Below are 16,220 nucleotides of genomic sequence, written 5' to 3' on the forward strand. Positions count from 1 at the left end.
GGATAAAGTGGGCGCATGCATTTGAGTCCCATCCAGTCATACCCATGATTATCGAAAAGAGTATTGTTCGACGCTACCTGGTTCTGTCGGTGATCGCGTCCACGCTGCCAGTGCTGGCGATTGGATTGATGTATGACCACTTCACCGGCAACGCATTGGAACAATTGCTGGGCGAGAAAATGTCCACACACCTGACGGCCACGGCAAATCGGTTGGGTGCCTATATCGAGTCGCGCCGTTATCAACTCGAAACGCTCGCCAACTACCCGGGTATTGATGAATATTCCAGTTCAAAGACAAGCCAACCCAGCTCCGAGGTGACTGCCTTGCTGCAAATCGAATCGGATTTGCCAGACCTCTACGGCATTCTTTTTTTTGATGCACAGGGCCGCCTGCAACGTGTGGTGCCGGGTCAGGCTGCGGCGGGGCCACCTTATTGGAGTGATCGCCCCTTTGAGACCAACAACCTGCCGGTCACGACCGTGGGAGAGACCCAAATTCTGGGCCCCGTGGCGGCACTTGACGGTGATTCGGGTTGGCTGCTGGTGCGCCACGCCCTGCACGCGCGGCAAGCGGATCAGATTTCCGGCTACATCGCCTTGCACGTGCGTCTGGCCTCGCTCACCGAGCAACTCGGTGCCAATGCCGTGGCAGGCACCCTGCAGCCCTTGCTGCGCACGCCGGTAGGCAATTTCAATACGGTGGGTCAATCCAGCACCGTGCATGGCAAGGTGATCGTCGGCCCGGAAATTCTGCCTGGCTGGCAGCCGCTGCTTGAAGTCGAGTCAGACGGTGTACTCAAGTCCTTCGCACTGGAGCGGCGTGCCCTGCTGCTGGCCGTCATGGTGAGCGCAGTGCTGATCGTGTTCCTGTTCTTTCGTTTGTCCACACATCTGCGCTTTCGTATTGGCTTATTGCTGAGTGGCGTTGATGCCATTTCGTCGGGGCAACTTGCGCACCGAATTGCCGAGGAAGGCAGCGATGAAATCGCCTCCGTCTCGCATGCCTTTAACGCGATGTCGGGCAAACTTCAGGAGTATCTGGCGCGCGCTGTGCATATGGAAAAGCTGGCCGTTCTGGGCGAATTTGCGACCGGGATCGCGCATGAGATTCGCAATCCTCTGGCCGCCCTCAAGACCAGCGCCCAAGCCCTGGCTAGACGTGAGCAAGACCCAAAACGGGCGCAACTTCTGGCCGAGATGGAAGGCGAAATTGACCGGCTTGCACGCGTTGTGAGCGATTTGGTTGACTTTGGACGTCCACGCCCCGCAGCCCCCGGTGTCGTGCTGGTTCGTGACTTGCTGCGCCGTGTGCTCCCGAGCATTGAACCCGAGGCACTACAGCGCGGTGTGCACCTGAGCTGCCAGGGAGATTCAGACCTGGAGGTGTGGGCCGACCCTGATCATTTACTGCAGATTGTGCTGAACCTAGCGCTCAATGCGGTTCAGGCCACGCCGCCAGGAGGAACGGTGGTGCTACGAGCTTTCGCGGCTGATGCACAGATTGCCATGGAAGTCAGCGACACGGGTTGTGGCATCCCCAAAGAATTGCTGAATCGTGTCAGTGACCCATTCTTTACGACCAAGACCCGGGGCGTTGGTCTGGGTTTGAGTATTTCCCGTCAGTTATGTGAACTCAACAATGGACAGATGTCGCTTGACAGTGCGCCCGGACACGGTACTGTGGTGCGTATCACCCTTCCTAACGCAAAATTCTTCCATGCCAACCATCCTGATCATTGACGACGAACCCAGCCTCATCAGCTCCCTGACCTTTGCCCTGGAGGAGGAGGGCTACAAGGTCTATGGTGCGGGAACCGGGCATGACGGACTGCTGATGCTGTCGGAGGTGCAGCCGGATCTGGTGCTGCTTGACCTGCGCTTGCCCGATCTGACCGGCCTGGAAGTCCTGGAGGCGATGCAGCGTAAAGACGGTGTGCCGCAAGTGATCATGATTTCGGCCCACGGCGACACCCGCGCTGCGGTCAAGGCTGTAAAAATGGGCGCCGCAGATTACCTGACCAAACCCTTCGATCTCAACGATCTGCTACACACCATACTCACTGCGCTGGAACGCAGCCGCATGGCCAGTGAAATCGATTTTCATCGACGGGCTGCGTTGCGCCATACCGGCTTGGTGGGTGACAGCGCAACCATGCGTGATCTGGCAGCGACTATCGCGCGCATTGCGGCCAGCAATACGGCACGCATCCTGGTGCTGGGGGAGTCGGGCACCGGAAAAGCATTGGTGGCTCGCGCCATTCACGCCGGCAGTACGCGTTCCGCCGGGCCGTTCATCGAGGTCAACTGTGCCTCGCTGCCGGAACAATTGATCGAGGCCGAGCTCTTTGGTGCTGCCAAGGGCGCTTACACCGGTGCGCACCAGCGTCGTGAAGGTTTGGTCACTCTGGCCGACAGAGGCACGCTGTTTCTGGATGAGATTGGAGAAATGCCCCTGGCCTTGCAGGCCAAGTTGCTGCACTTCATGGAAAATGGCCAATACCGTGCCATTGGATCGACCAGCCCACTGCAAGCCGATGTGCGCGTTGTGGCCGCCACGAATCGCGATCTGGCGCAGGAAGTTGCCGCCGGACGCTTTCGCGAAGACCTGTTCTACCGCATTAACGTCATCTGCCTGAAAGTTCCGGCATTGCGCAGTCGCGGCTCTGATGCCGTTCAATTGGCCGAACACTTTGCCCTGCGCTATGCCCACGAAGAAGGGGTAGCCGCCATCAGCATCGGCAAGGCAGCGCACGCGTTGCTGGCGGCCTACACTTGGCCAGGCAATGTGCGCGAACTGAAGAACCTGATTGAGCGATTGACCATTCTGTTTCCAGGTCAGGAAATCAGCGCGACAGAACTGCCTGCCGAGATTGCTGCCACTGACCACAGCAGCACGCGTACCACGCCGGGTGTCGCCTGCGGCGTGGCTGCACCAGCGCGGCCCGAGGGTGCTTCCATCGACGATACCCTGGCCGAGGCCGAACGCGAGTTGATACTCGCTACCCTGCGTGAATGCGGGGGTCACAAGGGCCACGCTGCGGATCGCCTCGGTATTTCACGCCACGCCTTCAAGCGGCGCTTGCAAAGGCTCGCTATTGACCCTCCCTGAGCGGTATGCGCCCTCAGGTCTGAGCGGTTTTCGCTCAATTGGGCGCTCAGCCATGATCCCCGGAAATGTCACACCGAGGCAGGTCATGGGTTTCTTTGCTGTGCAATCAGCCTTTTTCGACATCTTCTGCTCGCTTGGCATGATGCTTGCAATATGTCGATTGAGTGGCCCACGATATCAGCGCGGTGAGTGATCACAAACAGCGCTGTTATGACCAAGCCACCAGAGGAGAACATGTTTCAGTCGATTCGTCCTGTCATCATCGGTGTCACGCTCGTTCGCATAGCGCTGCGGCGCATTGCCTTGCCCGGCTGGATGCTGGTAGCGCTTTTCACTTTGGGCTGGCCTCTGGGGGCTGCAGCCCGCATCGAATTTGGCGCACCAGCCCAAACTGCGGATGCCACCGTCGGCTGCATGTTTCCGTTGGGTGGCCGGGCTGCGATCTATGGCCGCGACAGCATCGCCGGCATGAAATTGGCCTTGGCCGATTTGGCAGCAGAACTCCCACTAGGAGCTGCACCCAGACTGCGTGTGCTGGTCGAGGACGATCGATCAAAAGCCTCTGTGGCGACACGGATTGCAGAGAACTTCATCACCCGGGACAAGGCGCGTTTTCTTTGCGGCATCGTCAGCTCCGGTGTGGCACAGGCTATCAGCCGCTTTTCGCGCGACCACCAGGTCATCATGATCGGCACCGATCACGCCTCGTCACGCTTGACCATCGAGGACTTTCACCGCCACTACTTTCGGGTCTCCAACGATACCTACACATCGATGGCGGCCGGCGCTCGTTATCTCGCCGATCTGCAGAAAAAGAACGGTTGGAAACGACTGGCCTTCATCGGCCCCGACTACGACTACGGTCATATTTCCTGGCGCGACCTGGAGGACGCCCTGTCCAGTCTGGACGTGCGCTACCAAGTGACAGGGCACCTTTGGCCGCGCCTGTATGAACCCGACTACACCGCCTACGTCGCGGCACTGCTGGCGGCCAAACCTGACGTGGTGGTGGTAGCGTTGTGGGGTGGCGATTTCATCGCCTTCCTCAAGCAAGCCCTGTCATCCAGGTTGCTGGAAAAAACCAAACTGGTGAACTTCGATACCGGCGGCAATTACGACGTGCTGGAGTCTCTGGGTGAACAGGTACCCCCCGGTCTGATCCTGTCAGCGCGGCATCACAATAATTGGCCCGATACTGCCCGCAACCGCAAGTTCGTCAACGACTTCCACCAACTTGAAGGGCGCTTTCCGACCTATGCTGCCGAGGGCGCATACGCTGGCATCATGGCCATCGCCCACGCCATGCGCATCGCAGGGCCTCATGCCAGCAACGATCAACTGATTCACGCCCTGGAGGGTTTGCAGTTGCCGCTGCCCAAAGACCCTGAGGGATTCACCTCACATATCGATGCGCAAACCCATCAAATTGTGCAAGTCCAGGCCATCGGCGAAGTGCTGCCCAATTCCGCCTTCCCACCGGCCAGGATCATGCTTGGCAACTGGGTGGTTTACCCGGCAGAAGATTTGCAACCGAGCCCCGATCTCATTCATGCCCGGCGCGCCCGTGCGCGTACCGTTCCCAGCAGTTCCCCCGTTCCCAGTAACTCAACTAACTAACCAGGAGTCAATTCATGTCAACCATTTTCCGTTTATCCACTCTGACCGCCGCCATTGCGCTGGCAGCGGCTGCGACATCCACAAACGCTGCCGACAACGGCAAGTACCGCATCGGTGTTGTCACCTTCCTGTCGGGTGCCGCAGCCGGTCCGTTTGGCGTGCCCGCCGCCAATAGTGCCAAGTTGATGGTTGAGACTTTGAACAACAGCAAGGTTCCCGCACCCTACAGCAAGAAAGGTATCAACGGCCTGGAAATTGAAATGGTGATGCTCGACGAAAGTGGTGGTGCAACCAAGCAGACCGAGGAGTTCCGCAACCTGGTTCAACGGCAAAAAGTGGATGCCGTGATCGGTTACATCTCGTCTGGCGACTGTTTGGCCATTGCCCCCGCCGCTGAAGAGCTGGGTGTGCCGACCATTTTCTTTGACTGCGGGACATCCAAAGTCTTCGACGTGGTAAAGAATCCCAAATTCCTGTTTCGCACCGGCCTGGATGCGGTCGTGGACAACATTGCGGCAGCACGCTACGTAGCGGAAGCCAGGCCCAACGTGAAAACCATTGCCAGCATCCAGCAAAACTATGCCTGGGGCCAGGAATCCTGGGCCGACTTTGCGCTGGCTTTCAGCCGTATCAAGCCAGAATCGAAAGTGGTGTCCGAACAGTGGCCCAAACTGGGACAAGGCCAGTACGGCGCCGAAATTTCCGCGCTTTCTGTGGCCAATCCCGACCTGATTCACTCCAGTTTCTGGGGTGGCGACATGGAGGCACTGATGTTGCAAGGAGGCGCGCGCGGCCTATTCGACAATAAAACCGTGGTGTTGACCGCCGGTGAGACTGGTATGGAACACTTCAAGGGCCAGGTCGCCAACGGCACCATCATCGGCGGGCGTGGTCCGTTTGGTGCTTTTTCGCCAAAAAATGCCTTGAATGACTGGTTCCGTCCGACGTTTGTGACGCAATTCAAGGAGTCCCCGACCTACCCCGCCTACAAAATGGCGCAGGCCATCCTGGGCCTGAAGGCGGCCGCAGAGAAGAGCGCCAAGGCCGGGGCGATGCCCACCACTGATCAGGTCGTGAATGGCTTGACCGGACTGAGTTTTGAAGCCCCAAGCGGTACCGTCAACATGGCCCGTACCAAGGGCCATCAGGCGGTGCAAAGCGTGTCTTTTGGCGAGTACCAGTTTGATGCCAAGTCTGGCAAGGCCACGGTTGCCAAGGTCAAGACCTACGCCGGTGAATGTGTGATGCCACCGGATGGCACCACCAGCGCCGACTGGATCAAAGCCGGTTTCCCTGGTGCTAAGTGCAATTGAACCCGTCATCACCACGGATGAAACTCCGTGTCCAAGGGCGAGGCGCAATGCCTCGCCCGCAAACGGTACTCAACGACTATGACAACCTTACTCGCCATTCTGATTGACGGGGCCATCTACGCCTCCTGGCTGTTCCTCGTGGCCGCCGGCATGACCATCATTTACGGTGTCATGCGCGTGCTCAATATGGCCCACGGCAGCTTTTATGCGATTGGCGCCTATTCCGCGGCCTCACTCGTGAGCTGGTATTTCTCTGGTGAGCACGGCGACCCCTATTGGAGTTTTCTGATGCTGCCCGCATGCGCCATCGTGGCCGGTGCCATCATTGGCTTGGCGATTGAACAGGGGCTGCTGCGTTTCCTGCATGGACGCGATGAAATTTTAATGGTGATCGTCACCTATGCACTGCTGCTCATTCTGGAGGACGCGACCAAGCTGATATGGGGCGTGAATCCCTATTTCGCCTACCAGCCCTACAAGCTGTTGGGGCAGACAGCGTTTGGTTCCAATCTGCGCTTTGCCAACTACGACCTGATGTTGATCGGGGTCGCGATCGCGGTTGGCCTGGCCGCCTGGGCCGCGCTGAACCGCACCAACAAGGGCCGATTGTTGCGCGCCGTGATTCACGACCGCGAGATCGCCATCGCCATGGGTGTCAACGTGAACGCCATGTTTGCCGCCACATTCGCCATTGGTGCAATCCTGGGTGCACTGGCCGGGGCGCTCACCGCGCCCGCGATTTCGGTGTCGCCGGGCATCGGTGTTGAAGTCATTGTGCTGGCCTTTGCGGTGATCGTGATCGGGGGGTTGGGCAGCATCGGCGGGGCCGCCGCTGGTGCGGTGTTGGTAGGCCTGGCTCGCTCCTTTGCTGTGCATATTGCGCCTGAGATTGAGCTGTTCGTCATCTACGGTGTGATGTTCCTGGTGCTGGCCATCCGTCCGCAAGGGCTGTTCGGTCAAACCTTGGCCCGGAGAATCTGAATGTCATTCCCAAAGTTTTCTTCTTCATCGACCATGCCGGCGTTACTGCTTGTGGCTGCCGTGTTTGTTGCCGCTGCCTGGGTCATCCCGGCCTGGATGGCCTTCTTGCTCACCCTGGCGTTGGCCAAGGCCCTGGTAGTGCTGGGGGTAGTGATCCAGATGCGTGCGGGTCTGGTCTCGTTCGGTCAGGCACTGTTCTATTGCATCGGCGGTTACGGTGTCGGACTGGCCTCGCAATATCTGGGTGTCGGTGATGCCTTCGTCTTGTTGGCGCTGGGCACCGTGGCTGCAATTGCGCTGGCGCTGCTTTGCGGTTGGCTGCTGACGCGCTACCGTGAAATTTTCTACGCCATGCTGACGCTTGCCCTGTCGATGATTCTGTATGGCGTGCTGGTCAAGTCATCGGCACTGGGTTCCACCGATGGTTTCAACGTGTCGCCACCGAGCTTTTTAGGCTGGGTTCCTGAGGGCGATGCCCGCAAGCGCACGCTGTATTTAATGACGGTCGTGCTTGCCACACTGGCTGCAATGGGCTTTCATCGGTTTATGGTTTCCAGCCTGGGGCGGGTCACCGAGGCCGTGCGCGAAAACGAGATTCGCGTCGAATATCTGGGCCTTTCACCCCAGCGCATGCTTTTTGCGAACTACGTGCTGGCCGCCGGCGTGTCGGCTCTGGGCGGTGGTCTTACCGCTCTGGCCAGCGGCCATATCGACCCCGATATGGCGTTCTGGACCACCTCGGGCGAATTCGTGTTTATCGCCATTCTGGGTGGCACCGGTCATGTGGCGGCACCCTTCATTGGTGCCATTGTGTTCTCGGTGGTTCGCACCTTCGCCATCCAGGAGGCACCCAACACCTGGCAAATGACGCTGGGCATTGTCCTGTTGGCGCTGGTGTTGTTCTTGCCCAAGGGCTTGTGGAGTCTGGTGGAACGCAGCAAGAAGCGGGGGGCCTCAGCATGAGCGTTATCCTCGAAACCCGTGGCCTGACCCGGACCTTTGGTGCGGTGGTAGCGGCCAAGGACTTGAATGTCACAATTGGGCAAGGCGAAATTGTGGGTGTCATTGGTTCCAATGGCGCTGGCAAAACGACCTTTATCAACATGGTGACCGGCTACCTGCCACCCAGCAGCGGCGACATTCTGTTCGACGGCAAATCGGTGCTGGGTTGCAAGTCGCGAGACATTACCCGCATGGGAATGGCGCGTTCTTTCCAAGTGGCCCAGTTGTTCCCGAAGCTCACTGTGCTGGAAAACGCGATGGTGGCGCTGGTCGCGGCCGATGGCACACAACCCTCGTTTTTCGATCCCCTGGACACCCCGCAGCGGCGCGAGCGGGCGGATGCCATCTTTGCCGAATTCGGTGTCAGCCAGTACCGCGACGCCTTGGTCAGCGCAGTGCCCCAGGGAGTGCGCAAGCTGGTGGATATTGCCATGGCGCTGATCAGTCGCCCGCGCATGCTGCTTCTGGACGAACCTACCAGCGGTGTCAGTTCAGAAGAAAAATTTGCACTCATGGACACCGTCATGGCCGTGGTGCGCCAGCACGGTGTCACCGTGCTATTTGTGGAGCACGACATGGAAATTGTGGCGCGCTATGTAACGCGCATCATTGCCTTCTACAGTGGTGAGATCATTGCCGACGGCTCGCCCCGAAGTGTGCTTGGCGATGCCAAAGTGCAGGAATTCGTGGTGGGTCATCACCTAGATGTGAATGCTGTGTTGGGAGATGCCGCATGAACGCCGCACTCGAAGTTCGTTCCCTCAACGTCGCTATCGACCGCATTCCGGTACTGCGCGATGTCTCGCTCGACATACCTGCGGGCAAGATGGTGGGGCTGATTGGCCGCAACGGTGCCGGCAAGACCACGGTGATGCGCACCATCATGGGGCTACTTCCTTTCCAAGCCACACGGATCGCTGCCGACGGTGAAGATATCCAGGCACTGGCACCGTATGCTTTGGCGCACCGGGGTATCAGCTACATGCCAGAGGATCGTCGCTTGATTCCGGTGCTGACGGTCGAAGAAAACATCCTGTTGCCAGCTTGGGCCAACCACATTCCCAACGCGCAAAAGCGCTTGGACTGGATCTATGGATTGATGCCCGAAGTCGTCGAATTCCGCTCCCGCCGCGCCATGCTGTTGTCCGGCGGGCAGCAAAAACTCGTGGCACTGGCACGCGCCCTCATGCCTGGCAACAAGCTACTGCTTCTGGACGAACCTTTTGAAGGCGTGGCACCGGTGCTCTCGAGGCGGTTGGCCGAGGTCATTGGCAGTCTTCGCCAGGAAGGGCTGTCGGTACTGATCTCGGAGTCCGATCATACCCACAGTGCCCATCTGGTCGATCTGGTTTACCGAATCGAGCGTGGTGTTGTGACCACTGACTAGGCGCTGGAACACTCTTTTGAAAGGAAAACATCATGTCGCAATTCAGCTTTGAAACCGCACCAAAAATCATCTGTGAACAGGGCGGTGCGAACCGTCTCGGCGAGATCGCCAAGGGCTTGGGCGCGTCCCGTGTATTTTTGGTCACCGACGCTGGCCTGATCAAAGCCAAACTACTCGACGGTGCCTTGGCCTCGTTGGCCGCTGCGGGAGTTGCTGTCACGGTGTTTGCCGATGTATTGGCCGACCCACCCGAGATCAGTGTTCAGGCTGCGGTGGACGTAGCGCGCGAGGCAGGCGCAGACGGAGTGGTTGGCTTTGGCGGGGGCAGCTCGCTCGATACCGCCAAACTCGTTGCGCTGCTGGTACGCACACCTCAGGCGCTGCCCGACATCTACGGCATTGGCCTGGCCCGCGGCCCGCGCCTGCCGCTGATCCAGGTGCCGACGACGGCCGGCACCGGTTCCGAAGTCACACCCATTTCCATCCTGACCACGCCCAGCCACGAAAAGAAGGGCGTGGTCTCGCCGCTGTTGTATCCGGACATCGCCCTGCTTGACAGCCGCCTGACTCTGGGCCTGCCCTCCGCTGTGACAGCCATGACCGGCGTTGATGCCATGGTGCACGCCATCGAAGCTTTTACCACCCGCTTGAAGAAGAACCCGCTGTCTGACGCGCTGGCCGTCAAGGCGCTGCAACTGCTCTATCCCAACCTGTTAGCGGCAGTCAACGATGGCAACGACGCCACGGTGCGTGAGGCCATGCTGCTGGGCTCGCTCTTCGCAGGCATGGCATTTGCCAATGCGCCAGTCGGGGCGGTGCACGCCCTGGCCTATCCGCTGGGTGGCCACTACGGCCTGCCACACGGCTTGACCAACTCCCTGGTGCTGTTGCCTGTGCTGGAGTTCAACCTGGGGGTGGCGCAAAGCCTCTATGCCGAACTGGGTCGCGCCATCCTGCCCGAACTCGCAAGTGCCAACGATGTGGCAGCGGCAGCAGCCTTCGTCGCCGCGATCCGCGCCCGCGTCGCGGCCATGCCCTACGCCCAGACCCTGCGTGAAGCCGGCGTGAAGGAAGGCGATCTACCCATGCTGGCCGAGGACGCCATGAAAGTGCAACGTCTGCTGGTCAACAACCCGCGTGATGTGGCCTACCCCGACGCCCTCGCGTTGTATCAGGCGGCCTATTGAATGGAGTGTGGGGGCGCGTTGGTTCGCCGCACCATAGAACACAAAGAACAAGCCAACATCAACGGCAAATCAACCTTAAGGAGATAGCATGAAGTCAAGTAAGCTGAAGTTGTATAAACGCTGGGCGGCAGGTGCCGTTCTGGCCTCCATGCTGGCGGTGCCGGTGGCCGCGCAGCAACTCTACGTATTCACGTCCGGCTCGTTGGGCGGCTTTGCCAAAGCTGCTTTCCAGGCCGGCGCATCGGGCACGGTCGACTGGTGTCCGGTCGGCTTCTATGTCTTCAAACATCCGAACGGCAGTGTGATATTCGACACCGGCATCAATGACAAAGCGATCGTCGATGGGGAGGGCTGGCTGGGTCCGCTGAACAAGGGCTTCGGCGTGAAACTGACCAAGGACCATGCGATTCCGGTGCAACTGGCAAAGATTGGTCTGACGCCCAAGGACATCAGGTACGTGGTGACCAGTCACATGCACTTTGACCATGCCGGCAACATCTCGCTGTTCCCCAATGCCACCCATATCGCGCAAGAGGAAGAGTTCAAGGCTGCCCTGTTTCCAGACCATCCTTTCCAAGCCTTCTACATGGCGGGTGACTTTGCCGGCATGAAGCAGCAAAACACCATCATGCTCAACGGGGACCTTGACGTCTTCGGCGACGGCACGTTCCGCATCATGAAGGGAACTGGTCATACCAAAGGAAGCCAGTTTGCCGTGGCCAAACTGCCCAAGACCGGAACCGTGGTCCTGACTGGCGATGCGGTCTACCTGAAAGAGAATCTCGACAAGAACATTCTCCCCCCACTGTCTGGCGCCACCAATCAGATCGAGGGTTACAAGACCTACCAGCGTATCCGTCATATCCGCGACTCGGAAAATGCCCAGATTTTCTACGCTCATGATCCGGACGCTTACAAGGTCACCAAGCAGGCGCCTGAGTTTTACAACTAGTCTTGCATCTGCTACCCACCGCGGCCGGACCGCTGCGGTGGGTAGCTTGCAGCCTTCCCATGAATACACTTCCCGTTCCTGCTGTCAGCATTCGTGGCGTGACGAAGCGCTACGGTGCGGTGACGGCGCTGGCAGGGCTTGACCTGACCATCGCTCAGGGCGAGATCGTCTGCCTGCTTGGCCCCAACGGTTCTGGCAAGACCACCTTGATTCGCCTGCTAAGCGGCTTTCTGAGTCCCGACAATGGTCAGTTGCAAGTGGCAGGTTTTGACGTCCAACGCCAACCAATGCTGGCGCGCCGGTGCATTGGTTATGCCCCCGAGTCTGCGCCCATGTACCGACATATGCGGGTCGGCGAGTTTCTCACCTTCATGGCGCGATTGCGCCAGGTGCCAACGCACAAAGTACGGGAAGCGGTGGAGCGAGTAGCCGAGCAGCTGGAGCTGACTGACAAGTTGCAAGCACCAGTGCCAACTTTATCGCGCGGTTACCGGCAGCGGGTGTGCATCGCGCAATCCCTGCTGCACGAACCCCAATTGCTAATTCTTGACGAGCCGAGCAACGGACTCGATCCACGCCAGATCATCGAAATGCGCCACCTGATCCGATCGCTGGCCACCAAACATACGGTCTTGATGAGCTCGCACATTCTGGCCGAAGTGGCCAAGACAGCTGACCGGGTAGTCGTGCTGATGGCCGGGAAACTGAAGGGCGAACGCCAGGTCAACGCCGAGGATACCGATTTTGAGCCCTGGTTCCTGTCACTGGCCTGAGCACCCAATGCCATGCACCCCTTCATTGTCCTGACCCGAAAAGAACTCAGCGCGGCGCTGCTCTCACCGATCGCCTACATCGTCGCAGCGGTGTTCTTGCTGGTGCTGGGTTACACCTTCAGCCTCACGCTCTTTGCCACCAAGGTGGCGAACCTACAGTACATTTTTCGCCAAATCTATGTGCTGTCGATCCTGCTCGTCCCGGTGCTGACGATGCGTGCTTTCGCCGAAGAACGGCGTAGTGACACGCTGGAATTGCTGCTGACGACACCGATCGCCGAAGTCTGGATTGTGTTGTCCAAGTACATCGCTTTGATGGTGGTGGTGCTGTCCATCTATGCCCTGTCAAGCGTCTACGCCTTGCTTTTGGGGTGGTTGGGAGAGCCTGACTGGGGACCGATCCTGACCGGTTACGCCACGCTCGTACTGCTGGCCAGTTTACTGGTATCCGTTGGTGTTCTGGCCTCCAGTCTGACAGAAAATCAGGTTATCTCAGCCGCCTTGTCGATGGGCATATTCCTGATGCTCTGGTTTGCCGATTCGGTGACACCGATGTTGCCCATTGCGCTTCAGCCCGTGGCTCTGAATCTATCATTGATCGGGCACTTCAAGCCGCTGGTCACTGGCTCGGTTTTTCTGTCGGATGCCATGTACTTTGTCAGCATCACGATGGTGGCGATCTGGTTGGCCAGCCGACGTCTGGCAGACAGGTAAGCACCATGCCCTTATTCATCAATTTGTTGGTTGTGCTGGCTCTGGCCGTGCTGTTCACAGCCGGCCTGCGCGCGCCGCTGGGCCCGCGGAGCTGGCGTGTGGCAGTGCAGTTGCTGGGCCTGGCACTGGCCGTGCTCGTGGCCGCGCTGGCCAACGTCGTGTCCTACCGCAACGATCAGCATTTCGACATCACGATGGAAGAGGCCTTCACGCCGGCAGCCGAGACGCTACAGGTTCTGCGCGACCTGAAGCAGGATGTGGAGCTGATTTATTTCTACCATGCCCAGAACCCCGCGGGTCTTGCCGCCAAGCAGATGGTGGAGATCATGGGCAAGGTGACACCCCACCTCAAGGTGCGCACCATCGATCCCGACCAGCAGCCAGCACAAGCCAACGAGTACGGGATGCGCATGTACAACGTTGCCCTGATGATCGCCGACGGGCGACGCATCGAGGTGATCACCACTGAAGATCGCGAGATGGCATTGGGGCTCCTGCGTTTGCTGCGCAGCGACAAGCGACCGGTCTGTTTTCTCAGCGACCACGGGGAATACGACATTGACAACTTCGAGTTTCACACCCACTTTGAGGGTCCAGGCAGCAACCACGCCCACGACGCTGCCGGACAGGGCATCGTGGATATGACCCAGCATGGCTTGGGTCGGTTGCGCCGCGCCCTTGACAAGCTCGGTTACGCCGTGCGCAAGCTGTCGCTGGCAACCGGCGCTTCCGGTGATGGGCAGGGCGTACCGGCTGATTGCGCCGCCCTGGTGGAAGCGAATCCGCGCACGCCCTTCGCGCCGCCCGAGGTGGCTCTGTTGGCTCGATACCTCGAAGGCGGTGGCAATTTATTGATGCTACTGGAGCCCGACTACGCCGTGGGGACCGAGCTGGCGGCCTTGTTAGCGCAGGCCGGCGTGCGTGTCGGCAACGGTGTTGTGGTCGACCCGACCAGTCACTATTTCACCGATGCACAGATGGTCGCAGTCGAGAAGTACGCGAGCCACCCCAGCACTGGCGGACTGTCCCTCAGCTTTTTCCCCGGAATTCGGCCATTGCAGGTGGTGGCAGCTGGGGGTGTCAAGTCCGGCGTGCTGTTTTCCAGCAGCGCGCAAGCCACGGTCACCACGCGCGACCCATCGATTCACCTCGATGCCTCCGCCCAGATACCCGGCACACGCGCGCTGGCCCTCGTCAGTGAAGGTCAACTGGCCGGCAAAGGAAAACCCTTTCGTCTGGCCGTGCTGGGCGATGCCGACTTCGCCAGCAATTCGTTCTATCCGTATCTCGCTAACGCTGATCTGGTGCTGGGGCTCACCGCCTGGTTGCGCGGCGAACCTCGCGGCCCCGCGATCAAGCCGCCAATGGAAGTCATGCCCACCGTGGTGATGACAAAATCACAGATGCAGATGGTATTCATTTTGTGTGTGATGCTGATACCCGGCTTGTGTGCCCTGGCCGGGCTGGCAGTCTGGTGGCGGCGGCGGCAATGAAACGCATCGTTTGGGTGCTGGCGGCCTTGGTCTCATTGGCAGTGTTGGCAGTGCTGGCTTTTCAGGGCCCCGATCGACGTCAATCGCTGGTCGAACACCAGGCCGAGGGCAAGATGAAGCACTTGGCCACCGATAGCGTCACGAGCGTGCGCGCCAGCTCCAGCGCTGGCACACACTACTTTAAGCGTGCTGCTGATGGGCAATGGTTATTGAGCCGCCCAGCGGCCGATGCTGGCGTTTCGGCTGCCACTGGTGCAGCGATTGAAGCCGGGCTTCGCCTGCTGCACAACACCTTGCCTGAGCGCAATTTCGAGACCGAAATACCCGAGTTTGGTCTATCCGCCCCAGTCCTTGAACTGGCATTGCAAACCGTGGATGGCCAGTCTTTTGAGGCCACCTTCGGTGCCACCAACCCCATGGGTATCGCCCAATACGTGCGGATCCGATGCGGCGGTCAAACCACAGTGCACTTGATGCCAACTTACGTTGCCCAGGCCTGGGCGCCCACGCTTGGAGGCGTTGCAAAATGAGCGGCCCAAGGGGACCTTTCAGGCGGGGATATTGGCTGTTGTTGACCTTGCTGGGGTTGGTTCTGGCGGGTGGGCCTGCGTCGGCGCACACCAACAGCACCGGCCTCGCCCGCCTCGAGTTCCAGGGCACTGAAGCGCATTACCGGCTGACGCTGTCACCAACTGAGGTCGGAGATGCAGCCATCTTGGTGCAGCGTGGCGGCGCCGGTGATGTCGACGCCGCCCAACAGGTTATGGCGGTATTGCAAAAACACCTGACCTTGAGCGTCGATGACAAGCGGTGTCGCGTTAAACGCAGCCGAATCCAAGCTCCGAAACTCGGTACCGACCAGGTAACGCTGCTGCTCGACTGGCAGTGCACCAACGCGCCCGGCATGCTAGTGTTGCAAGACACCTTGAGCACTGCCTTTGGCGAGCATTACCGCAGCATTGCCAGCATCAGCCGATCTGCCGATCCTGAAGCTCAAATCGCATCCGGGGCAGACGGGGAAGACGGGGCGGTCAGTCGGCGCCAGGAGCACATTCTGGACCGTGAACACCCGCAGGTCCGCATTGACTTTGGCCAGGCAGCGCGAAGCAGCCTGGGTGGCTTCCTGCGGCTCGGTCTGGACCACATTCTGAGCGGCTTTGACCACCTGTTATTCCTGGCTGCGCTATTGTTGGGCAGTCGCAGTCTGCGTTCACTGCTGATTACCGTCACCGCGTTCACCGCCGCGCACAGTCTGAGTCTGGCGGCGGCGACGCTGGGCTGGTTGCACGTTGCGGGCACCTGGGTCGAGCCAGCCATTGCGGCCTCCATTGTCTGGGTGGCGGTGGAAAACATCTGGCTGCAGCCGCACCCACTGCGCCGCCACGCGCTGACGTTTGGCTTTGGCTTGGTGCATGGTCTGGCTTTCGCCGAGGCGCTGACTGAGCTGCACCTGAGCGGCTGGCCTTTGGCGCGCGCTCTGTTGGGCTTTAACGTGGGTGTCGAAACCGGCCAGGCGCTGGTAGTTTTGTTGCTAGCCCCGGCGTTGACCTGGTTGGCGCGACACCCTGTCGGCCCCCATATCGCCCGTGCACTGTCACTGGGCATTGCCTCAATGGGGCTGGTATGGGTAGTGCAACGGCTGGCGCAGTCCTGACACTTGATACGGCAATAACCTCATTCGCGAACAACA

At 59.5% G+C, this 16,220-nt stretch carries 15 protein-coding genes; all 15 read left to right on the plus strand.

Annotated features, from left to right (window positions below; translation table 11 throughout):
• Window positions 1–44 precede the first annotated feature (44 nt).
• The 15 genes from PHF15_RS09035 (at window position 45) to PHF15_RS09105 (ending at window position 16,184) form a co-directional block, all read left to right on the plus strand.
• Complete coding sequence (locus PHF15_RS09035; RefSeq protein WP_300120458.1) at window positions 45–1,742, plus strand: HAMP domain-containing sensor histidine kinase; 1,698 nt, start codon at window positions 45–47, stop codon at window positions 1,740–1,742.
• A complete protein-coding gene (locus tag PHF15_RS09040; protein WP_300120460.1) occupies window positions 1,720–3,111 on the plus strand; it encodes a sigma-54 dependent transcriptional regulator in 1,392 nt (463 codons plus the stop codon). Before PHF15_RS09035 ends, PHF15_RS09040 begins: the two co-directional genes overlap by 23 nt.
• A 210-nt stretch (window positions 3,112–3,321) precedes the next feature.
• A complete protein-coding gene (locus PHF15_RS09045; protein WP_300120462.1) occupies window positions 3,322–4,728 on the plus strand; it encodes an ABC transporter substrate-binding protein in 1,407 nt (468 codons plus the stop codon).
• A 14-nt stretch (window positions 4,729–4,742) separates the two neighbouring features.
• On the plus strand, window positions 4,743–6,041 hold the full coding sequence (locus PHF15_RS09050) for an ABC transporter substrate-binding protein (RefSeq protein WP_300120463.1): 1,299 nt from the start codon (window positions 4,743–4,745) through the stop codon (window positions 6,039–6,041).
• Between the two features lie 78 nt (window positions 6,042–6,119).
• The gene (locus tag PHF15_RS09055; protein ID WP_300120464.1) at window positions 6,120–7,022 is read left to right on the plus strand and encodes a branched-chain amino acid ABC transporter permease; all 903 of its coding nucleotides are present in this window, start codon (window positions 6,120–6,122) and stop codon (window positions 7,020–7,022) included.
• Entirely contained in the window at window positions 7,023–7,985 is a 963-nt protein-coding gene (locus PHF15_RS09060; RefSeq protein ID WP_300120466.1) for a branched-chain amino acid ABC transporter permease, read from the plus strand.
• Entirely contained in the window at window positions 7,982–8,761 is a 780-nt protein-coding gene (locus tag PHF15_RS09065; protein WP_300120468.1) for an ABC transporter ATP-binding protein, read from the plus strand. The genes PHF15_RS09060 and PHF15_RS09065 overlap by 4 nt, the downstream gene beginning before the upstream one ends.
• A complete protein-coding gene (locus tag PHF15_RS09070) occupies window positions 8,758–9,411 on the plus strand; it encodes an ATP-binding cassette domain-containing protein (protein ID WP_300120470.1) in 654 nt (217 codons plus the stop codon). The genes PHF15_RS09065 and PHF15_RS09070 overlap by 4 nt, the downstream gene beginning before the upstream one ends.
• 32 nt (window positions 9,412–9,443) lie before the next feature.
• Window positions 9,444–10,598 (plus strand): iron-containing alcohol dehydrogenase, encoded by a 1,155-nt coding sequence (locus PHF15_RS09075; protein WP_300120472.1) that lies wholly within the window; start codon window positions 9,444–9,446, stop codon window positions 10,596–10,598.
• Between the two features lie 88 nt (window positions 10,599–10,686).
• Entirely contained in the window at window positions 10,687–11,550 is an 864-nt protein-coding gene (locus PHF15_RS09080; RefSeq protein WP_300120473.1) for an N-acyl homoserine lactonase family protein, read from the plus strand.
• A gap of 59 nt (window positions 11,551–11,609) precedes the next feature.
• Entirely contained in the window at window positions 11,610–12,323 is a 714-nt protein-coding gene (locus tag PHF15_RS09085; protein ID WP_300120474.1) for an ABC transporter ATP-binding protein, read from the plus strand.
• Window positions 12,324–12,335: 12 nt separating this feature from the next.
• Window positions 12,336–13,037 (plus strand): ABC transporter permease subunit, encoded by a 702-nt coding sequence (locus PHF15_RS09090; protein WP_300120476.1) that lies wholly within the window; start codon window positions 12,336–12,338, stop codon window positions 13,035–13,037.
• Window positions 13,038–13,042: 5 nt separating this feature from the next.
• On the plus strand, window positions 13,043–14,530 hold the full coding sequence (locus tag PHF15_RS09095) for a Gldg family protein (protein WP_300120478.1): 1,488 nt from the start codon (window positions 13,043–13,045) through the stop codon (window positions 14,528–14,530).
• Entirely contained in the window at window positions 14,527–15,060 is a 534-nt protein-coding gene (locus PHF15_RS09100) for a hypothetical protein (RefSeq protein ID WP_300120479.1), read from the plus strand. Before PHF15_RS09095 ends, PHF15_RS09100 begins: the two co-directional genes overlap by 4 nt.
• Window positions 15,057–16,184, plus strand: coding sequence for a HupE/UreJ family protein (locus PHF15_RS09105; RefSeq protein WP_300120480.1), 1,128 nt, complete (start codon window positions 15,057–15,059; stop codon window positions 16,182–16,184). The genes PHF15_RS09100 and PHF15_RS09105 overlap by 4 nt, the downstream gene beginning before the upstream one ends.
• Window positions 16,185–16,220 lie beyond the last annotated feature (36 nt).

Origin of the sequence: Rhodoferax sp., from assembly GCF_028689295.1 — a bacterium.
In the GTDB taxonomy this organism is placed as follows: Bacteria; Pseudomonadota; Gammaproteobacteria; order Burkholderiales; family Burkholderiaceae_C; genus Rhodoferax.